The sequence below is a fragment of the Planktothrix pseudagardhii genome (genome assembly GCF_904830925.1).
Classification (GTDB): Bacteria; Cyanobacteriota; Cyanobacteriia; order Cyanobacteriales; family Microcoleaceae; genus Planktothrix; species Planktothrix tepida.
The window spans coordinates 1,627,157-1,647,347 of sequence record NZ_LR882967.1 but is presented as its reverse complement, the minus strand read 5'-3'; the positions used below and the strand labels follow the sequence as shown (position 1 = coordinate 1,647,347).

General features: G+C 37.5%; 18 protein-coding genes. 10 read left to right on the top strand and 8 right to left on the bottom strand.

The window, feature by feature from the left end:
- Positions 1–2: 2 nt before the first annotated feature.
- Positions 3–1,115, bottom strand: coding sequence for an IS630 family transposase (locus tag NMK36_RS07015; RefSeq protein WP_254172743.1), 1,113 nt, complete (start codon positions 1,113–1,115; stop codon positions 3–5).
- A gap of 44 nt (positions 1,116–1,159) precedes the next feature.
- The gene (locus tag NMK36_RS07010) at positions 1,160–3,739 is read right to left on the bottom strand and encodes a diguanylate cyclase domain-containing protein (protein WP_254173400.1); all 2,580 of its coding nucleotides are present in this window, start codon (positions 3,737–3,739) and stop codon (positions 1,160–1,162) included.
- A gap of 442 nt (positions 3,740–4,181) precedes the next feature.
- On the opposite strand from NMK36_RS07010, the gene NMK36_RS07005 reads away from it, so the two are divergent.
- Positions 4,182–4,412 carry a hypothetical protein gene (locus NMK36_RS07005; RefSeq protein ID WP_083579846.1) on the top strand — a complete coding sequence of 77 codons (231 nt, stop codon included), beginning with the start codon at positions 4,182–4,184 and terminating at the stop codon, positions 4,410–4,412.
- A 177-nt stretch (positions 4,413–4,589) separates the two neighbouring features.
- On the opposite strand, the gene NMK36_RS07000 is transcribed toward NMK36_RS07005, so the two are convergent.
- Entirely contained in the window at positions 4,590–6,140 is a 1,551-nt protein-coding gene (locus tag NMK36_RS07000) for a HEAT repeat domain-containing protein (protein ID WP_254173399.1), read from the bottom strand.
- A gap of 80 nt (positions 6,141–6,220) precedes the next feature.
- On the opposite strand from NMK36_RS07000, the gene NMK36_RS06995 reads away from it, so the two are divergent.
- Positions 6,221–6,508, top strand: coding sequence for an acylphosphatase (locus NMK36_RS06995; RefSeq protein WP_222425188.1), 288 nt, complete (start codon positions 6,221–6,223; stop codon positions 6,506–6,508).
- A gap of 65 nt (positions 6,509–6,573) precedes the next feature.
- On the opposite strand, the gene NMK36_RS06990 is transcribed toward NMK36_RS06995, so the two are convergent.
- Positions 6,574–7,740: a pyridoxal phosphate-dependent aminotransferase gene (locus NMK36_RS06990; protein ID WP_254173398.1), complete on the bottom strand. Its 1,167-nt coding sequence runs from the start codon at positions 7,738–7,740 to the stop codon at positions 6,574–6,576.
- 248 nt (positions 7,741–7,988) lie between these two features.
- Here NMK36_RS06990 and NMK36_RS06985 point away from each other — a divergent pair, with 248 nt between their 5' ends.
- From NMK36_RS06985 to rpoD, 3 genes are all read left to right on the top strand, one after another.
- Positions 7,989–8,885, top strand: a complete 897-nt coding sequence (locus NMK36_RS06985; RefSeq protein WP_254173397.1) for an Rpn family recombination-promoting nuclease/putative transposase — start codon at positions 7,989–7,991, stop codon at positions 8,883–8,885.
- Positions 8,886–9,074: 189 nt separating this feature from the next.
- Positions 9,075–11,693 carry a M1 family metallopeptidase gene (locus NMK36_RS06980; protein ID WP_072717086.1) on the top strand — a complete coding sequence of 873 codons (2,619 nt, stop codon included), beginning with the start codon at positions 9,075–9,077 and terminating at the stop codon, positions 11,691–11,693.
- Between the two features lie 928 nt (positions 11,694–12,621).
- Positions 12,622–13,806, top strand: a complete 1,185-nt coding sequence (gene rpoD / locus NMK36_RS06975) for an RNA polymerase sigma factor RpoD (RefSeq protein ID WP_072717087.1) — start codon at positions 12,622–12,624, stop codon at positions 13,804–13,806.
- 351 nt (positions 13,807–14,157) lie between these two features.
- Here rpoD and NMK36_RS06970 read toward each other — a convergent pair whose 3' ends face one another.
- Complete coding sequence (locus NMK36_RS06970) at positions 14,158–14,337, bottom strand: hypothetical protein (protein WP_072717088.1); 180 nt, start codon at positions 14,335–14,337, stop codon at positions 14,158–14,160.
- Positions 14,338–14,575: 238 nt separating this feature from the next.
- Here NMK36_RS06970 and NMK36_RS06965 point away from each other — a divergent pair, with 238 nt between their 5' ends.
- Positions 14,576–14,833, top strand: a complete 258-nt coding sequence (locus NMK36_RS06965; RefSeq protein WP_254173396.1) for a type II toxin-antitoxin system HicB family antitoxin — start codon at positions 14,576–14,578, stop codon at positions 14,831–14,833.
- A complete protein-coding gene (locus NMK36_RS06960; RefSeq protein ID WP_254173395.1) occupies positions 14,830–15,042 on the top strand; it encodes a type II toxin-antitoxin system HicA family toxin in 213 nt (70 codons plus the stop codon). The genes NMK36_RS06965 and NMK36_RS06960 overlap by 4 nt, the downstream gene beginning before the upstream one ends.
- Before the next feature lie 168 nt (positions 15,043–15,210).
- On the opposite strand, the gene NMK36_RS06955 is transcribed toward NMK36_RS06960, so the two are convergent.
- Together NMK36_RS06955 and NMK36_RS06950 are read right to left on the bottom strand one after the other, a co-directional pair.
- Positions 15,211–15,570, bottom strand: a complete 360-nt coding sequence (locus NMK36_RS06955; RefSeq protein ID WP_254173394.1) for a DUF5615 family PIN-like protein — start codon at positions 15,568–15,570, stop codon at positions 15,211–15,213.
- Positions 15,571–15,577: 7 nt separating this feature from the next.
- Complete coding sequence (locus NMK36_RS06950; protein WP_072717090.1) at positions 15,578–15,898, bottom strand: DUF433 domain-containing protein; 321 nt, start codon at positions 15,896–15,898, stop codon at positions 15,578–15,580.
- A gap of 501 nt (positions 15,899–16,399) precedes the next feature.
- Between NMK36_RS06950 and NMK36_RS06945 the strand changes: the two genes are divergently transcribed.
- The 3 genes from NMK36_RS06945 to NMK36_RS06935 all read left to right on the top strand — a co-directional run bounded on the left by NMK36_RS06945 (position 16,400) and on the right by NMK36_RS06935 (position 17,595).
- The gene (locus NMK36_RS06945; protein WP_254173393.1) at positions 16,400–16,855 is read left to right on the top strand and encodes an SMI1/KNR4 family protein; all 456 of its coding nucleotides are present in this window, start codon (positions 16,400–16,402) and stop codon (positions 16,853–16,855) included.
- A gap of 126 nt (positions 16,856–16,981) precedes the next feature.
- Positions 16,982–17,362, top strand: coding sequence for a hypothetical protein (locus tag NMK36_RS06940; RefSeq protein WP_254173392.1), 381 nt, complete (start codon positions 16,982–16,984; stop codon positions 17,360–17,362).
- Positions 17,362–17,595: a hypothetical protein gene (locus tag NMK36_RS06935; RefSeq protein WP_254173391.1), complete on the top strand. Its 234-nt coding sequence runs from the start codon at positions 17,362–17,364 to the stop codon at positions 17,593–17,595. The genes NMK36_RS06940 and NMK36_RS06935 overlap by 1 nt, the downstream gene beginning before the upstream one ends.
- A 219-nt stretch (positions 17,596–17,814) precedes the next feature.
- On the opposite strand, the gene NMK36_RS06930 is transcribed toward NMK36_RS06935, so the two are convergent.
- Positions 17,815–20,007, bottom strand: coding sequence for a DEAD/DEAH box helicase (locus NMK36_RS06930; protein WP_254173390.1), 2,193 nt, complete (start codon positions 20,005–20,007; stop codon positions 17,815–17,817).
- Between the last annotated feature and the right edge of the window lie 184 nt (positions 20,008–20,191).

Genomic DNA, 20,191 nt, shown 5'->3' with positions numbered 1-20,191 from the left:
ATTTAAACTGTGATTATAGCATTACCTTTGTTTTTAAGTTTACGTCCCCATTTAATAGATAACTGTCCTTCATTTAAAAGCTGATGTAATAAACACTCTAGCTCATCAACTGATTTAAAGAGTCGATGAGCTATATATTCTTTAGCTGAATGCCAGACTAATTCAATTAAATTATAATCTGGACTATATGCTGGAAGAAATTCTAAATAGACATTCGGCATTTCTGCTTTAATTTTTTCTAGGTACTCTTCTTTTTTGTGAAAACTTGCATTGTCAAGAATAATCAGGATCTTAGCTCCTTTTTCTACAAATTCTTCTGCTTGATTTCCCGCTAATACCCATTCATAAATTAGCTCTTGATAAAAACTTTTTAACACTTGATAAAAATTATCTGCATTTCCTTTATCCAGAAATTCTACAAATCTTTTTTTATCCGAGTACCTCAATCCTCCCATCACATTAACTCTTCCTTTCCTCCTGTCTCCTCTAATCTGTTTCCTCTTCCCTTTTTTACACCAATTCTTTCTTTTTATCACTCTTAAATTAAATCCACTTTCATCCCAAAACCATACCTGTAATTGTTCTGGACTTTCTTTTGCTATTTTCAAATATTCTTCTATTTTATCTTTAAATAATTTTCTTTTTTCTGGATCTCTTTTCTCTTCTAAGCTATACTTTGCCCACAAATAAACATACTTTTTTTCCTTTAATATCTTTCTCACTTGTGAACTACTTAATTTGATTCCTGTGATTTGTTCTAAATAAGTTGCCAATCTTTCTCCTGTCCATCTCCCAAATTCATATCCTAATTCTTCCGGTTCTTTTTCTACTGTTTCTAATAATATCTCTATATATTTGTCTGTGGCTTTTCTATAATTTCCTTTCATTCTTTCATCTTTTAGGCTTTCTAATTTGTCAGGGTCTCCATGTACACACCAATAACATACTTTGTTTAATGAGCAGCCCAAAAACTTGGCAATTTCACTTTGCTTTTTACCATCATTTAGCAATAATAAAATCAAGATTCTTTCTCGGATTTGTCCATTTTCTTCCTCTTTCAATCTTTTCTGTAGTTTCTCTACTTGCTTTTCATTTAAATGATTTTTAGCAGGCATCTTTTGATTGATTTTTCTAAACTTGGTTTTTCATTATACCCTATTTAGATGCTTAACAGCTTAGCGATCGCCAATTGAGGATCAGACATAATTGCCGTTTCTGTAATTTCTAATTTTAACTCCGATCCCATTACTTCCGTTTCTGTCAAAATCCGATCAATTTTTTGACTTAAATCCGATGTAAATTGTTGACCCGATAAATTAACACTCATCCTTAATTGAGGATGGCAATTAAATTTCTGTTTCCATTCGCGTAATTGGCGACAAGCTTGTCGTAAAACCCACTCCCCAATATCAACAATTAATCCGGCTTCTTCCGCCACAGGAATAAATTCAGCCGGAGAAATAAAACCTTCTTGGGGATGTTGCCAACGCAATAATGCTTCAAACCCAGAAATTTCCCCATTTTCTAAATTAATAATCGGTTGATAATGGAGTTGAAATTGATTTTTTTCAATCGCCCAACGTAGATCCGTTTGTAACTGTAACCGCCTTAAAGCATCGGTTCGCATAGTCGCATCAAACACGACATAACAGCCTTTTCCTTGCTGTTTTGCTCGATACATGGCAGTATCAGCATCGCGTAACACTTCTGAAGGTAACAGGTATTCTGAGGAACTGTGAACAATGCCAATACTGCTCCCGGTAAAAATTTGATTTCCGTTCAAATTAAAGGGTTTTTTGAGAGACTTTTGGACTCGTTCAGCAATCTCTTTGACTTCTTCTGGAAAACCCACATTTTCTAATAAAATTGTAAACTCATCCCCCCCTAATCGGGCTAAAACATCCTGATTTCTTAAACAAACTTTGAGCCGTTTGGCAATTTCAATTAATAATTGATCCCCGCTTCCATGCCCTAAACTATCATTAATAAACTTAAATCCATCTAAATCTAGGAATAACACGGAAAAATGATAGCCGGGTTGTTCTTGACATTGAATAAGAGCCTGTTTAAGTCGTTCAATAAAAAAGGCTCTATTCCATAAATTTGTTAAAGAATCATGGGAGGCACTATAACGAAGTTTTTCTTCCGTTTGCTTAAAGCTGGTAATATCAACAATTGAACCTTCATAATATAAAATATGCTGTTTTTTTCCATCTAAAATTGCTCTCACATTGGCAAAAATCCAAATCACGCTATGATCATGACGATAGACCTGGGCTTCAAAATTATAAATTTCATGGTGTTGATTCAGTAAATCAATCATTTGATAAAATTCTTGATGGTGAACAAACACTTCTCGAATAAATGAGTTATTTCCGGTTAAAGCATCTGGAGACGAATATCCTAAAATTGTGGCGAAAGCTGGATTAACTCGGATATATTCTCCATCGCGGCTAATTTGAAAAATGCCTTCAACTGCATTTTCAAAAATACTACGATATTTTGCTTCTGCTTGTTTCCGTTGAAATACGGTTCCTAACTGAGTGGCAATGGAAGAAATTAAATTCAATAATCGTTTATCTTCCTGCTTGTTCGTTATTGTAAAAAATATTAAAACGACTAAAACTTTATCATCAACAACAATAGGTACACCAAACCCCGCTTTAAGTCCAAACTTGATGGCAATTTCTTTACGCGCAAAATGATCGGGTGATTCTTGTTCTATATCAAATATCCATTCCGGTTGTTGAGAAGAGTAAATGCGTCCAGTGAGACTTTGATTGGGTTGGAATATATACTGTTGATTCAGGCGTTGAAATTCTTCTAAATTTTCTCCTCGATTATATCCAATCGGGCTACATTCAAGATACTTTCCGTAAGGGTGGGGAACCCAAGCCTCCCCAAATTCCCAACCGATTGTTTCACAGACTAATCGCAATGCTACTTCTAAAGCAGACTCAAAATTACAGGCGACACTGACTTCTTTTGTAATTCGTTGTAAGAGGAGTAATTCTTCTTCTGCACGTTTGCGTTCTGTAATATCTAATCCCGCACCGACAAAATATTCATATTCATCAGTTTCTTCATTAAAAATTGCCCGACCATGCCATTCAACAATCAATTCTTGACCGTCTTTGGTTAAAATTCGTTCTTCAGTACGAATCGGTAAACGGCGTTGAATCATCAATTCAAAAACCCAGGGTAAAGAATCACCATTGCGACGGGGAACAAACGTTGCTGTATAATCAGTTCCCTTAATTTCTTCTAAGTCATAACCCAAAGTTTTTAGCATCATATCATTCATCAGTTGCACTTTTCCATCGGCATCTAAGACAATAAAAAAGGCAGGATTAGCATCAAATAAAGTTTGAGTAAAGTCTTTTTCTTTGCCTAAGGCAACTTCGGCTTTTTGACGTTCCAGGATTTCTGCCTGCATTTGATTCATAAGCGGACGAATCATTAGCACGAGGTAACTTGCACCCATTGCAATTACCCCCATTAAAATACTGGCGGTCGTCCAGAGTGCTGCATGAATTGTTTGATCATCATCACTTTCCTCAGAAGGGGGAGGCAAAATTTGCTCCTGATGTTCTAATAGGACGGGGGGTTCTTCGTGAGGTTTGAGGCGAAAATAAAAAGGAAATAAACTTCCTAGGAAAATTAACAGACCCAAAATTAAGAATCCTAGGGCAGATCCTTTAAGGACAAAGGTTTGAAGATTTTGTGTTTTTCTTTGCATTGCATCAATATAGAATTAAATTAAGAGTTCTATTCCCAATCCTTTGAGTCGGTTGGAAGTGTAACAATAATAATAATCAATCTTTCAAGATTTCGCCTAAAGCAAAAGCAGAGGACATTAGACAAGGTTGTAGGAATCCAGATTCTAGGAATCTTGAATGATTAATTGATAATTTAGATAATTTTGGGGAGAAGTGTCAATTCTATCTCATATTTTAGTATAACGTTCTCTGAATTTAATATTTTTTGTTAAAAAATAAAGATTATTTGAAATTAATTTGTAAAATTTTAATCTTACTATAATCTTAAAATTGTCAGTGATCTAACTCACATCTTAAGCTAATTCATATCATATTGTTTCCTTGGGGTTCTAACGGGACTTAGAAATAGATTTCCCTTCAGAAATAACAAAAAAGAGTTTTAAAGCTTAATTTTTCCTATAAATTAGAAAAAGTTTAGATCATCCCACAGCCCAACTTTTTGTTGAACAATATTTTCCGCCTGCAACTAAAGCGAAAGCAGAGGAAATGGTCGCTAATATTAAAGCAGAATTTAAACGGCACTTAGAACAAAATCCCTGGATGAGTGAGCCCACTCGCAAACAGGCTTTAAACAAGTTGGACAAGATGATGATCTATGTCGGTTATCCCGAAAAATGGCTTGACTATTGCTAATAAGGAGGTTTGAAATTTCATAGCTGTTTCCTAAAATTAAGTTAACGGTTGACACTAATCCAAACTTTATGTTTTATTCCCCATCGCTAGGGAAACGATAAAGTTATAACTAAATAAAACAAAACTGTAGGGGTTTAACTTGTATATCAAAACCCTACAATAGAATACCACAACTTATTAAGGATTCCTAGATATATTGGGTTTTCTCAACATTAAAGATTTAGGTTGAGATTTAGGGCGAACGCGATAAACCTTGAATTTATTTAAGGCAATACTAGCAGATTGTGCAACAGAAGTTTGAGGATCTCGTAATGCCTTTTGCAAAATCGGAATAACTTGATGAGAGGGGATATTTCCTAATGCAATTACCGCTTCTTGACGAACACGGGAATCAAGATCTTGACTTAGGCGAGTCAAAATCGGAATGATTTGTTGTACTTCCCGACTCAGGCGACGAGAAGCTGTGAGTTTTCCTAATGTTGCTGCAATGGAATAACGGACTTGAGCGTTAGGATGTTGAACATATCCTGTTAAGGTGTTAATTGCCGCTAAGTTTCCCGATGTTCCAATGGCCAGAATCTGATCAATTAATTGTTCTTCTGAAGTTGCTTTTGTTGGGGGTAATGTGATTTTTTCTGCTTTAACAATAGCAGGTTCAGTAATAATTTCTGGAACCGTAGGAGATTCTACAACTGTAGGTTCAGTAATAATTTCTGAAACCGTAGGAGATTCTAAAGCTGTAGGTTCAGTAATAATTTCTGAAACCGTAGGAGATTCTAAAGCTGTAGATTCAGTAATAATTTCTGGAACCGTAGGAGATTCTACAACTGTAGGTTCAGTAATAATTTCTGGAACCGTAGGAGATTCTACAACTGTAGGTTCAGTAATAATTTCTGAAACCGTAGGAGATTCTACAACTGTAGGTTCAGTAATAATTTCTGAAACCGTAGGAGATTCTAAAGCTGTAGATTCAGTAATAATTTCTGAAACCGTAGGAGATTCTAAAGCTGTAGGTTCAGTAATAATTTCTGAAACCGTAGGAGATTCTAAAGCTGTAGATTCAGTAATAATTTCTGGAACCGTAGGAGATTCTAAAGCTGTAGGTTCAGTAATAATTTCTGGAACCGTAGGCGATTCCACTTCAATTAGAGTCACTGATGTTTCTGCTACTTCCTCCTCAGCAAAAGAACTTTCCTCTGGTGTTTCGGGTAACGTCAGGGTTAGTTCTACTGCTGGAGTTGCATCTTCTTCTACCCCAATAGAAGACTCAACCTCTTCCTCAACAAAAGATGGACTCAGTTGCTCAACCTGTGCTTGAGTTGCTTGCAATTCAGCCGTCAGTTGTTCCACAAGGGTTTGATACTGAGTCAACCCTTGATTAAGTTCTGTAACTTGAGCTTCAGATGCGGCCAGGGATTGACTCATCTGTTGAATTTGAGAATCCTTTTCCTGTAACTGCACCCCCATCTGTTCCCGTTCAACGAGATATTCAGTTTCTACCGTTTGTCTAATTTGCTGAAGTTGGTTTTGATGTTCCTGTTGTAACTGTTGAATTGTTTGTTGTTGACGAATCTGATGGGATTTTTCCTGTTCCTCCCGTTCCCGACGAATTCTCTCTTCTATACCTTCTTTTTGCTTGGAGTTCTGTTGTTGAAACACCAGATAGGCAATTCCCACCCCAACCACAACCCCAATAATTAACATCACCACTAAATTGCCCCAAACCATAAAATCACTCCTATTCAATCCAAAATGAATATAATCTCTCAAGATATGTATATGTCGCTTATCTTCATTCGTCAATGCAAATGCCATCTAAATCTGTTATCGTTCGCGCTCACGTTTTTGTATCGGGACAAGTGCAAGGGGTGGGATATCGCTACTACACCCAGAAACAAGCCATTGAGCGAGGAGTTCAGGGTTGGGTGAGAAATCTCGCGGATGGTCGAGTCGAAGCAGTCTTTGAAGGAAATCAAAACAGGGTGGATGGAATGATTCAATGGTGTTATCAGGGGCCAAAATCCTCTCAACCCAGGGACGTGATCATTAATTTTGAAGAACCAGAGGGTTTACAAGGGTTTGAGATTCGATATTGACAGGGGTGTTGAAGGTTGACCGACAAGCAACAATATCCAACTTCTAACACCCCTCTTGAATTCCTCTAAATTTTAGACTTAACAAACTCCTCTAAACGTTTAATTCCTTTTTCAATGGTGGTTAAATCCGTTGCGTAGGATAAACGAATATGGTCATCATTTCCAAAAGCTTGACCCGGTACGGCGGCTAACTGTTGTTCTTCTAGTAAGAGATTACAGAAATCAACAGACGTTAAACCAGTTTTGCTAATATTGAGGTACATATAAAATGCGCCATCCGGTTTTAGACAACTAATCCCCGGAATTGCATTTAATAACTCAAACATAACCTCTCGCCGTTTGGCAAACGCTAACCGCATTTCTTCTACACAATCTTGAGAGTTTTCTAACGCAGCAACCGCACCATATTGAGCAAATGTACAAACATTAGAGGTACTATGACTTTGAATCCGGGTTGTCGCTTTAATAATATTCACATCTCCCGCTAAATAGCCAATGCGCCACCCGGTCATCGCAAAGGATTTAGCAAAACCACTACTAATTAAGGTGTATTTATAGCTTTCAGGATGAGCCGCTGCAATACTTAAATGTTGGGCATCATCATAAATGATCTTAGAATAAATTTCATCCGAAACCACTAAAATACCCGTTTCAACAACCACCTCAGCTAAGGCGCGAATTTCATCTGGCGTATACACCATTCCGGTTGGATTTGAAGGAGAATTCAAAACAAAAAGTTTTGTCTTCGGTGTAATGGCTTGACGCAGCATTTCAGGTGTGATTTTATAACCCGTATCCGCACCCGTCTGAACAATAACGGGAATCCCTTCCACCAGTTTTACCATTTCAGGATAGCTTAACCAATAGGGAGCCGGAATAATAACTTCATCCCCAGGATTGATCACCGCTACCATTAAATTATAGAGGGAATGTTTACCGCCATTGGTAACAATAATATTCTCACTTTTATAGTCTAAACCGGTTTCTTCACTTAAGGTTTGAGCAATTAATGATCGGAGCTTCGGTTCCCCTGCTGCTGGGCCATAGCGAGTTTTGCCCTCGTCCAAGGCCTGTTTAGCCGCAGCAACAATATGCTTAGGGGTATCGAAGTCCGGTTCGCCTACGCTAAAATTTAAGACATCCATCCCCTCAGCTTTCATTGCTTTTGCCTTCGCTGAGATCGCCAGCGTTACAGACGGCGGAACCTTTTCTACTCGCGCTGCTAGCTTCATATTTTAATAATCTCTAATTTTCTGGTTCAAGATTTAGATTTTAGGAGGGAGATTGCCTAACGGCAACCCTGTTGTTATAGGATGATAACATTGTATTAGAATTGCTTCTCTTTTTCTACAGCAAATCTTAATCTCTTAATCTTGAGGAGGAATTGTTAAGGGTTCAAAATCAAGAATTTTTTAAATTAATTCTGGTTATTGATAAAAAACTGATATCAATTTAACCCTATATTTTCAGGAGAATTAATATGCGATTCATTAATCCTAAAACAGACTTTGCCTTTAAAAAAATATTTGGGTCTGAAGATAGCAAAGATATTTTAATCAGTTTTTTAAATAGTATTCTTTATCCCGATAATCCCCAGATTGAAGATTTAACGATTCTCAATCCCTATCAAGCTCCTAAAATCCGAGGGATTAAAGATACTTATTTAGATGTCAAAGCCACAATCACGGGAAATAAAACGGTTATTATTGAAATGCAAATATTAAATATTGAAGGATTTGAGAAACGAATTTTATACAATGCAGCAAAAGCTTATTCAATTCAGTTAAAAAGTGGAGAAGATTACACCTTATTAAATCCAGTCATTGCCGTTACCATTACTGATTTTGAAATGTTTCCCCATCTGGATAAGGTCATTTCTCGGTTTGTTTTAAAAGAAAAAGAGTTTTTAGTGGATTATCTGATTTATGATATTGAATTAGTTTTTGTAGAACTTCCCAAATTTAATACCTTAATTCATGAGTTAGAAACCTTAACCGATAAATGGATCTATTTTATTAAAAGTGCTAAAACTTTAGAAACTGTTCCTCAAACAATGGCACAGATTCCCGAACTGCAAAAAGCCTTTACCATTGCCAACGAAACCACTTTAACCCCGGAAGAACTCGAAGATTTAGAAAAACGGGAAATCTATATTTATGATCAACGGAATGCGATTAAAAAAGCCGTGAGATTAGCCAGAGAAGAAGCATTAAAGCAAGGAATTGAACAAGGAATTGAACAAGGAAAGGAAGAATCTAAACTCGAAATTGCCAGACAATTAATCGGCTTATTAGATGATCAAACTATTAGCCAAACCACCGGATTAAGTATAGAACAAATCCAACAATTGAGACAAAAACAGGAAACTCCTAGTTAAAAAGTCTCCTGTAGAGACGTGCCTGGGCGAAGCTATGCCGTAAGGCTATTGGCGCGTCTCTCTTGGATCTCTCTGGGCACCTCTACCCCAAAAACACTAATTTAGACAAGGGATTGAGACTCGCTATATAATGAAGCGATACGCATAGCGCGTTTTGCTATCCTTTATTCTTGAGTTTGATTGTACTCGATGCTGAATTTTTACTTTGATACGGAAACGGATACCCACAAGTCCTTTGAGTTACCTGGCGCTCGCCCCCATTATAATCCTGACCGTCCAGGTCAAGTGGAACATATTTTTTTGGACTTAGTTCTCGATATTCCTAATCAAAGTTTTCAAGGAACTTGTACCCTACATTTGAATCCTGTTAGAAGTGGAATTGAAACTTTAATATTAGATGCCGTCAACTTAGAAATACAAGACGTAAAAATTGAGCAAAATCAGCAAGAGTTTGACTATGATGGAGAACAGTTACAGATTCATTTACGTCAACCCACAACGGTTAATCAGTTAATTAAATTGGTGATTAGTTATTCCGTCACCCATCCTCAACGGGGGCTGTATTTTATTAGCCCAAGTAAAGATTATCCTAACAAACCGATTCAAGTTTGGACGCAAGGAGAAGATGAAGATTCTCGCTTTTGGTTCCCTTGCTTTGACTACCCCGGACAACTCGCCACCTCAGAAATTCGGGTACAAGTTCCGAAACAATATTTAGCCATTTCCAATGGCGAATTAATTCATAGCGAAACCAAAGGCAAAACTAAAATTTACCATTGGTCACAAAAACAAATTCATCCGACTTATTTAATGACCTTAGCAGTGGGAGAGTTTGCAGAAATCAAAGACGAATGGAATGGAATTCCAGTTTTATATTATGTTGAGAAAAATCGCAAAGAAGATGCCCTTCGCAGTATGGGGAAAACCCCCCAAATGCTTGAGTTTTTCTCTCAATATTTTGGCTATTCCTATCCCTATCCGAAATATGCTCAAGTTTGTGTGGATGACTTCATTTTTGGCGGGATGGAAAATACATCTACAACGTTATTAACCGATCGCTGTTTATTAGACGAACGAGCTACCTTAGATAATCGTAACACAGAAAGTTTAGTTGCCCATGAATTAGCCCATCAATGGTTCGGAGATTTAGTCGTCATTAAACATTGGTCACACGCCTGGATAAAAGAAGGCATGGCGACCTATACTGAAGTTTTATGGACAGAACAACAATATGGCAAAGAAGAGGCGGCGTATTACCGTTTAAACCAAGCGAGAAATTATTTTTCTGAGGATAGTTCCCGCTATCGTCGTCCCATTGTTACCCATATTTATCGAGAAGCCATTGAACTTTATGACCGCCATTTGTATGAAAAAGGTGCTTGTGTTTATCATCTAATTAGAACAGAATTAGGGGATGAACTGTTTCAAAAAGCAATTCAAACCTTTGTTCAAGATAATGCTCATAAAACTGTCGAAACCATTGATTTATTACGAGCACTGGAAAAATCAACCGGATCTAATTTACTCCCCCTATTTGATCAATATGTATTTCGAGGCGGACATCCCGAATATAAAGTCTCCTACAGTTGGGATAATAATAGTAAATTAGCCAAAATTACAATTAAACAAACTCAAGCTAAAGACAGCGATAAACTCAGCGAACAAAACTTATTTGATTTAAAAATCCCCATTGGCTTTGGATATAAACCCGATAAAAAAGCTTCTGAAATCCCATCAACCCTTAAAATTTTTACCGTTAGAGTCCATGAACGGGAACAAACCTTCTATTTTCCTTTAGAAGAAAAACCCGCTTTTATTAGCTTTGATGTTGATAATAATATTCTCAAAACCGTAACGTTAGATTATGCGATCGCTGAATTAAAGGCACAATTGCAATATGATCCCGATCCGATTTCTCGAATTTATGCAGCCAAAGCCTTAGCTAAAAAAGGCGGATTAGAAGCTGTTAAAGCCTTGTCAAATGCCTTAAAACATGATAAGTTTTGGGGAGTTCGAGTTGAAGTAGCTAAACAATTAATTCGAGTCAAATTAGATCAAGTCTTTGAGGGATTAGTAGCAGGTTTAACCGATGACGATGCTCGCGTCAGACGTGCCGTGATCAATAGTTTAGCGAAACTGAAAACCACCGAAAGTTATCAAGTTTTAAAACCCCTTTTAGAAAAGGGAGATGCGAGTTATTTAGTGGAAGCTGCAACCGCAACAGCAGTAGGAGAAATTGCAGCCACTCACTCTGAAGATAAACATCTGATTGAACAAACAATTAAACTCTTAAAATCCGTTCTCAAAGAACGAGAAGGATGGAATGAAGTCGTGCGTTCTGGGGCTATTTCAGGACTGAGTAAAATGAAAACCTCAGAAGATGCCTTAAACGTAATTTTAAAATATACCGCCCCCGGTATTCCCCAAGCTTTGAGGTTAACTGCCATTCGGGCTTTAGGCAGTATTTCTACGGGTCAAACCCCAACCAATACAGAGCGAATTTTACAACGCTTAGAAGAATTATCTAATGAAACCTTTTTCCTCACTCAAGTCGCCGTTGTCGCCTCTTTAGAACAGATGGAAACGCCAAAAGCGATGGATGTGCTGCAATCTTTAGCCGACCAAACCCTAGACGGACGAGTTCGCCGTCGCGCCGAAGAAGCCATTCAAAACGTACAGGGAAAAATCGGTTCCGAACCCGCTTTGAAAAAGCTACGCGAAGAACTTGACAAAATTAAAAAAGAAAATCAAGACCTTCGTAGTCGCCTGGAAACCTTAGAAGCTAAAAGTAAATCGAGTAAGCATTAAAGGATTAAAACCTTAAAGGGTAACAGATGAGGGGAAGGAAAAAGGTTTTTACCCAACCTTCTATCCCCGACCGTCCTTGAAGAAGACTTCTTTTGAACAATAGCTCAACTCGGCGACGTCAAAAACTTAACGTGATTTAACGTTTGATCTCGCACCAAATACAGGGATTTAAGTTAACTTACAATAAAGAGCAACCCTAAAAGGTCAGGTTGTTCGCAAGATTCAGAGTGATTAACTCCCGACTGAAGTTCCTTGCCAACAACCCAAACTGCCTTTGAATTGTATACCTTCTGTTACACAAACCAAACAGTGATGCTTCCAAGAAGCAAAAGCTTACCGTTTCTTTTAGAATCACTGAGGGGAAACTTCAGCAATCAATTTTGAGTGAATTACAACTTCATCTATGCCTCAACTGAGACCACAAATTCTACCAGGGTGTATTAAGGTGACTTGCCTTTATTTACACTCCCTTCAATATTTATTCGTGGGATTACAACCCAACGTGAAAAGATTTCGCTAAGATTTTAGTGAATCAGGATATCGATATCCCTTCTGAGATCCCCTAAACAAAAATGATCACCCCAATGTGATCAGTCAAACATAAGGATGTAAAAGGGGTCTTTGTACTCAACCCCCAACTTGATTAATCCCCCATCGGTGAATTCAGGTGATCAAATCTCCTTTGTGACAAATCGTACAATTTTTGTCAGAAAGGCTACAATCGGAAAGGTCTTGGCGCAATCCAATGATCACCTTTGAATATTTGTCTTCCTATGTTAGGACTGAAGTGAGTTATGATCATTCACTCAGTAACTCGGTGGGCAAAGGTTAAAACTTGAAACAGTATGCCACTGGTTCAATAGTCTACTGATAGACATCTCTATTCTGTGATTGATTTTTACTAATTGAGGAGCATGAGGAACGCGGCATGATCCAGATTAACAACGGACTCGCAACCACAAAGCCTGAGACAGAAACATTATCGTTTCTTCCCCTTCCAACCCCTAGCAACATCACCCCCCTAGATTTGGATGATTTTGAACCGGATGAAGAAGATTTAATTGATGAAGAAGACATCCTAGAGGATGTGATAGCGGATGAAGATGATGAGACTAAAGCGGGTAAAGCCGCTAAATCTCGACGTCGCACTCAGGCTAAGAAAAAGCATTACACAGAAGATTCAATTCGTCTGTATCTGCAAGAAATAGGTCGGATTCGATTATTACGGGCGGATGAAGAAATTGAACTGGCTCGAAAAATTGCTGACTTATTGGAACTAGAGCGAATTCGGGAAAAATTGATGGAACATTACCATCGAGAACCCAATGAGCAGGAATGGGCGAGCGCCGTTGATATGAGATTGCCAGAGTTCCGCCGCCGTCTGTATATCGGTCGTCGGGCAAAAGATAAGATGGTACAGTCGAACTTACGACTGGTGGTTTCCATCGCCAAAAAATACATGAATCGAGGTCTGTCTTTCCAAGATTTGATTCAAGAAGGCAGTTTAGGGTTAATTCGAGCCGCCGAGAAATTTGATCACGAAAAAGGCTACAAATTTTCAACTTATGCGACCTGGTGGATTCGTCAAGCCATTACACGGGCCATTGCTGATCAATCTCGAACGATTCGATTACCCGTTCACCTCTATGAAACCATTTCTCGAATAAAAAAGACCACCAAGTTACTGTCTCAAGAAATGGGTCGCAAACCCACTGAAGAAGAAATCGCAACTCGTATGGAAATGACCATCGAAAAATTGCGGTTTATTGCCAAGTCGGCTCAACTTCCCATTTCCTTAGAAACCCCCATCGGGAAAGAAGAGGATTCTCGCTTAGGAGACTTTATTGAATCCGATGGCGAAACCCCTGAAGATCAAGTCTCTAAAAATCTTTTAAGAGAAGATTTAGAAAATGTATTAGATACCCTCAGCCCCCGTGAACGAGATGTATTACGGTTGCGTTATGGGTTAGATGATGGTCGCATGAAGACATTAGAAGAAATCGGTCAAATTTTTAATGTCACCCGTGAACGGATTCGTCAAATCGAAGCGAAAGCACTCAGAAAGTTACGCCATCCCAACCGCAATAGTATTTTGAAAGAATATATCCGTTAAAGCGTCTTGGTTCTAGGTTGGTATCAACAATCCGATACGGAGGAACAAACGCTTCGATTATTTTCGCGTGAGGATGAATCAGCGTGCTATCTTTCAAACCGTTTATGGAAACATGACGGTTACATATTTACCTGCCGAAACAAACTTGAAAACAGATTGAGTTTCGGCAGAAATTTCTATATTGGTGTTCCCTGTTCTCTGTTTCCTCGATATTAAAAACTTGAGAGTTTGTATCCAATCCTCTCAAGTTATGTTAAAATCTTCTTTGCGAATTAAATTCCGTTGTTTAATCCGGCTATCATCCGGTTTTAAGTGCTTCTGGTTTATATGGTGATGTAGTGGGATATCCCATTACATCAAACCCCAGAAGTGAAGAAAGCCTTGACCTGACACCAGTTCAACAATAATCGCGCTGAGAAAACCAATCATCGCCAAACGGCCATTCCAGTTCTCTGCACCCGGGGTAAATCCCCAGTCCCAATGATTGCGCTGTTGTTGTTCAGGGCTATTGGTTAATTGTGTGTTTTGCATGGTGGTTACTCCTGTTTTGTTTGATGTAACGTTCTGTAAATTAATGTAACTAACCTGTAAAAAAACGGCAAGTTACGATCTCTTCAACATGAGAAAACTGGAAATTGCACAAATAGTCTGTATTTCTTCTGTTTTTGGGTGTGTTTAGGAATAGATGCGATCGCTTAATTTCTATCTTTAGGTAGGGTGGGTTAGTATAGGAATTGAAGGGATATGCTGTAAATATAATGACTAACTTATGAATGCCATTTATAAACTCCCCTTAATCTTAGAACCTCAACCCGAAGGCGGTTATACAATTACTTGTCCTTTGTTACCCAATTTAATTACGGAAGCTGATACGTTAGAAGAAGTTATTCCTAATGTATCCGATGCTTTACAAGCTTTAATTGAAGCCTATCAAGATTTAAACCAACCCTTACCTGCTGTTTTAAAGCCGATAGGAGAAGATATAACTTTGTGGACAGAAAGCTTAATTCCCATTGGTACAAAATGAAATATAGAGAGGTAGCACAAAAATTAAAACTAATGGGATGCCAAGAAATTTCAAGGCGAGGCGGTGGTTCTCATCGAAAATGGTACAATCCCAATAATGGGGCAATCGTACCGATTCCTGATTGGGGAAATAAGGATTTAAAATTGGGGACTTTGAGGCAAATTATCCGACAATTAGATCTGGATTGGGATGAGTTTAAGAAGTTATAAAATTGAACAATCTTAGGATTCTAAATCTTTATGCAATCACAGCTATCGTTTGCATTTCTTCTTTTGTCAGGTGTGTTGAGAAATAGATGCGATCGCTTAATTTCTATCTTTAGGTAGGGTGAGTTAGTATAGAAATTGAATGGATATGCTGTAAATCTAATAACTGTATTAATAGGGAATCCAATCAACAATATTCAGCCATTCATCCGCCTCACTAATTTCCCACAAAAGATAAATACTTTCAGCCAACTCGCCAATATTCGTTCCTTCCCTAACCCAAAATAATCCCCAGATTTGGTGGTTATTTTCCCAGTGTTTCTGTAAATGACCCGGAATAGATTTACGATTATCTGTCACTAAAATTCTCTGGGATTGTTCGAGATAAATTAAAATTTCTGGATCAAGGGTTCCTAATGGGGGTGTTAATGGATCACCAACACATAAAATGTCAACTTCAGGATTCATCCGAAGTACCGCAGATTTAATCCGTTTAGATAAATTTTCATCCAGCAAAAACTTAATTTTCATTAATAATTCATTTGTCCATTAACCGTTTTTCAATAATTTTTTGAATGCGTTGACGTTGGGGTGTGGGGTGGGCTAACGCTTCCTGATAATGACGTTCTTTCCAGTCATTAATCCTTTGTAAATAGGCATCGATTTCAGTTTTGTTATGATAATAAAAAGTTAGTGTAGCATAAATTTTTTCAAGATTTAAACTAGGAAAATGTTCTAAAATATTCTCTGGCGAACAGCCTTTTAAGTAATAATTTAAAACATTATCAATGCCAATTCTATGCCCTTTGATTCGGATATCATCAGGATCTAAAAATTCAAAGTATTCTTCAAGTTGCATAATATATTTAATAAAGTAAAATCAAGATGAGTTGACTTTTTATTTTTACTTAAAGGTTGAACAACCTCTAATCAATATTATCATAGATTCCCAAAATTGCCAATAATTGCGTTAGTTTGTGCGATCGCTCTTGATGAAACCTAGAAGTAGATGCTAACATTGAAGTTAATTTGAGAAGGAGTGGCTATTTATTACAGAAGCAGAAATTGAACAAGTTGTCGTCAGTTCTCGAAAAATTCGAGGTCAAACAACGGAGGGGGCGAGGGCTATTGCTAAAAAACAAGGACACGCCAATTCAGGAGGATATGCTTCAGTTTTTCAGGGTATTGAACCAACTCAACTTAATGCTGAGGAGTTAATCCGAAATATTCTCACTCACCCAAAAAGACAGTTTATGGGTGACAAAGTTACGGATGTTTATAATGAGCTTGGATAAGGTGTTCGCTTTGATAAAAATACTTACGCATTTATTGGTTTTTTAGAGGAGTTCTTAGCAAGACAATGAATAATATACTGATGCAAGATGCTGAACGTCATCCCCAACTATTTGTCTGGAATGGTGCAATTGAATCTAATCAATTAGAAGTCTGGTTACAAGAGCATCAATTGAATTTACCCCAGGATTTAATTGAACTTTGGAAACAGACTAATGGGGGTGACTTGTTCGAGAGTGAAACCATTCTCAGTCCATTTGGGGATGATAGTTTGGGAGATGATATTGAGAGTGTGAATGAGTTTCACTACTCTCAAGGAATGTCAAAAAAATATTTACTGTTTCATCTGGGAACAGGATTGAGTGCTGTTCGTTTAACTGATGGGTATTATGTTAAATTGGATGAGGGTTATCAAGAAATTGCTGAATTCCAGACTTTAGATGATTGGTATAGAGATGAACTGCGCCAAGAATATGGTAGACGTTACAATATTGAGCTAGAGGCTTTAAAAATTATTCGGTAACTTTTACTCCGTGGAAAAGAATCTTTACATAAAAAAGGATTTAATTTTTTAAATCAAACAGAAAAACGGAGATTTAACGACTTAAAAAATCGTATTGATGGAGAAATTAGACAATGTGAAGAAACTATGTTATCAGAAAATATAACAAAAATAATCTCAGAGCTTAATTTTTCGGAGCTAAAACTTGCACGAAAAAATTTAGATATACCTGAATGGAAAGAGGTGCAACAGTTCTTAGAAGATATTAATGAGCGTTTTTATGCACTAGAAGCAAACAGGGTTTCAGAAGTGGAAAAAATTAAAATTATTACTGATTCAGGATGGTTATTGCCAACTTCAACTTTCTCTAAACCAGTTTTTGATTTATTAGTAGACTTTGGACAAATCCAAGATATAGACAGCTTTTTTAGAGAAACGCTGATGATTCCAGAGCATATAAAAAAACCTTATCAAAAACGAATGCTTGGAATGATAAAATTCCAAAACTTCTCAAAAGTCAAGCTGTAATGCTTGAAAGCCTGCCTGATTTAGTTGGTAATTTATACAAAAAATATGAACCAGAAACAGAAGTACCAATCCAAGAAAAAATTTATCGTCATGGAATTTGTCATGACTTACAGTTAGATTTTGGCTCAGAAAAAAATTCTTTGCAGTTAATTTTGCTCCTTGATCGTATTATATATTTTACAGGACTTGAGGAAAGTTATATGAAATCCTTCAATCGACGCTACAGATTATAACCCTAAACCCCACGTAGAGACGCGCCATGGCGCGTCTCTACACAATACGGATGCGTAGCAAACATTTAAGGATTTCATATTAGCCAAGGATTTTTAAATAGATTTTAGTAGTGTATCTAGTCTAATAAAATGTAGGATAACTCGGAGAATTAAACACTAAATTTTATAAATTACAGGTTTCAATAACCTACATAATTAGACTAGATGCACTATTAGCTGTTATTGGATTTCTTCTGCACCTGTATCAACTTTAGGCGGACGGTTAAATGTAAAGGTGAATGTATCCCCACTGGAAATGACTTGTCGGATTTCATCATAAAAGGGATAATCACCCACACCACTTAAACAAACCCATCCGCGAGATCGAGTCATTCCTACAAACAATTGATTACGGAAATTGGGATTACTCTCGTTTTTCGCCACATGATCTAAACCAACAACATAAACCATATTAGCTTCATTGCCTTTAGCACGATGAATCCGAGAGACTGTCACCCCACCGTCATACCAAAAACGATCAGGATTATTATCTGGATACTTAGGATTGACTTGATTTAGTCTTTTCCCACTGGCAATATAGATTTTAATGCCCTCATCCATTAAAAAATTGCCCACCTCAGTTTCTAAATCCATTGCTTCAAAAGTTGAGCCTAAAACAACCACTAAAATATCTTGGCTGGGCTTCAAACCATCGTGATTTAGGTTATACTTAATTTTCTCAGCTAAAGCTTCTAATTCTTCTTGTCGAGAGTTATAAACCTCAAATTCCAACACCGAATCACCCCAAAGTTTAGGAACGAGATTTGGGGAATTTTCTGGAGGTCGATGCAGAGTAATTTGTTGACCAGGGGGATTAAAACTACCTTTAGTTACTTCATAACCAATTGCTTTCCAGCTTTTTTGATCAGTGAGTCCTGACAGCATCCCGTTAGGGCGAAGTAAACCCATACCAATTGCATGAGCAGCCGTTAAAATAGGGCCAGGAGTTCGGTAGCAACGGTGCATAATCTCACTTTTTTTGATGTTACCTTTATGCTGACCTGTTACTAACTTTGTTAAACTCTCACCAAACAATTCCTTAGCCATTGGAATTTTAAGACTGTCTAAACTTTGAGCTTCGTCATAAGCCCAAATTAAACGTCGTTGTTCTGGATTTTCAGGATCAACCGGACGCAAAATTTGATAAGCCATCCAATAAATTGTTTGCTTATACTCGTTGTCGTCCTGATACTTGAGATCATCTTCAGTGACAAGATCTTGTCCCTCATCAATCAGAAGAGCATCAAACATCGGTTGAATCTCTTTTCCATCTAAGAGACGGTTACAAAGGTCTGCTAAACCTTCGTTGGGGCTTCTGTATTGAGTATCAGCAACCGTTCCTGGTGTTATATTATTCTGCTCGCAGATGGTTCGGTACAAACCCGGTCGATTTTTTGCTCCCCAAGCATGAAGGACTTTGATTTTTGTTTTAGCTTGGGAATACTGAACATCACCATTACTGAAGCGTTTTAACCATTGATCAATTAAGTTTTCAATCTGGTCATAGAGCGATCGCGTAAAAAACACTAAAGCAATATCCCAGTTCGGATGTTTTAAGTGCATCTGAGCCGCTTTTTGACACAGCAGTACGGTTTTTCCAGAACCCGCAATTCCCCGAATTCGTTGAGCACCAGGAGGAAGTTGCTTGCCAATTTCTTCTTGTTGCAAATCCACTTCATACAACCATTCTTGTAAAGTGGCAAGGATACTAGAGCGAGTTTTTCCATTAGTGGAAATTGCAGTTCGAGGAGCCTTACGAAGTACGGGAGTGCCACTAACTACAGCTTTTAGTGTTTTCCATTGATCATCATTGAGAGTTTCTCCAGTTACTAAAGGTTGGGATTTTTGAATCTGTGTCAACAAAGCTGCTTTACTCAACTGATTTTGAAAAATAATAGGTGGACACCCTGGTAGTTGATCAAAACCTTTTTTCTGCCACTGATCTTGTGTGATTAATGGTAGCGCAATAATAGCTCGTCCTGTAACTTTACGAAATAGGATAGATTCTCGATCACAATATCCTAATAAAGCTTGCATTTGACGATTGACTCGTTCTGCTGGAGAAACTGAAATGTGATCAGCATTTTGAAATTGCCAATGTTCTCCATTAATGGCAATAATCTGATCAATTTTTACACAAGCTATTTCAATAATAACAATACCCAGTTCTCGATCAGCAACTACAATATCAGGTTCTTTCCTGACCTCTCCTATTTTAGAAAATAGAGGATAACGCCAGTAACCCATGCAGTCTCGTTCCCCAAAGGCACTTTTAACAGAATCCCAAACTTTTTGTTCACAGTCTTTGCCCTTGTCGGGTATAGGTTCTGTTGTGATAAATTTCCGAATGTTATCTTGATTAGAAGCAGCCATGAAATGAGCCTCCTGATGAGTATTTGAGTAATTTGATTAGAAAAAATTTCACTGCTTTATTGAAATAGAGCCAATTTTTAGAAATTACATACAATCGCACCTGCATTAATTTATCCTTTTATACAGATTAACGCTGGGAATTTGCGGGATTTGATTTGAATTTGGGGGATTTAAGGAGCTACTA

Coding starts and splice junctions, on each gene's coding strand:
- NMK36_RS07015 (WP_254172743.1), bottom strand. CDS start 1,115: ATGCCTGCTAAAAATCATTTAAATGAAAAGCAAGTAGAGAAACTACAG.
- NMK36_RS07010 (WP_254173400.1), bottom strand. CDS start 3,739: ATGCAAAGAAAAACACAAAATCTTCAAACCTTTGTCCTTAAAGGATCT.
- NMK36_RS07000 (WP_254173399.1), bottom strand. CDS start 6,140: ATGGTTTGGGGCAATTTAGTGGTGATGTTAATTATTGGGGTTGTGGTT.
- NMK36_RS06995 (WP_222425188.1), top strand. CDS start 6,221: ATGCCATCTAAATCTGTTATCGTTCGCGCTCACGTTTTTGTATCGGGA.
- NMK36_RS06990 (WP_254173398.1), bottom strand. CDS start 7,740: ATGAAGCTAGCAGCGCGAGTAGAAAAGGTTCCGCCGTCTGTAACGCTG.
- NMK36_RS06985 (WP_254173397.1), top strand. CDS start 7,989: ATGCGATTCATTAATCCTAAAACAGACTTTGCCTTTAAAAAAATATTT.
- NMK36_RS06980 (WP_072717086.1), top strand. CDS start 9,075: ATGCTGAATTTTTACTTTGATACGGAAACGGATACCCACAAGTCCTTT.
- rpoD (WP_072717087.1), top strand. CDS start 12,622: ATGATCCAGATTAACAACGGACTCGCAACCACAAAGCCTGAGACAGAA.
- NMK36_RS06970 (WP_072717088.1), bottom strand. CDS start 14,337: ATGCAAAACACACAATTAACCAATAGCCCTGAACAACAACAGCGCAAT.
- NMK36_RS06965 (WP_254173396.1), top strand. CDS start 14,576: ATGAATGCCATTTATAAACTCCCCTTAATCTTAGAACCTCAACCCGAA.
- NMK36_RS06960 (WP_254173395.1), top strand. CDS start 14,830: ATGAAATATAGAGAGGTAGCACAAAAATTAAAACTAATGGGATGCCAA.
- NMK36_RS06955 (WP_254173394.1), bottom strand. CDS start 15,570: ATGAAAATTAAGTTTTTGCTGGATGAAAATTTATCTAAACGGATTAAA.
- NMK36_RS06950 (WP_072717090.1), bottom strand. CDS start 15,898: ATGCAACTTGAAGAATACTTTGAATTTTTAGATCCTGATGATATCCGA.
- NMK36_RS06945 (WP_254173393.1), top strand. CDS start 16,400: ATGAATAATATACTGATGCAAGATGCTGAACGTCATCCCCAACTATTT.
- NMK36_RS06940 (WP_254173392.1), top strand. CDS start 16,982: ATGTTATCAGAAAATATAACAAAAATAATCTCAGAGCTTAATTTTTCG.
- NMK36_RS06935 (WP_254173391.1), top strand. CDS start 17,362: ATGCTTGAAAGCCTGCCTGATTTAGTTGGTAATTTATACAAAAAATAT.
- NMK36_RS06930 (WP_254173390.1), bottom strand. CDS start 20,007: ATGGCTGCTTCTAATCAAGATAACATTCGGAAATTTATCACAACAGAA.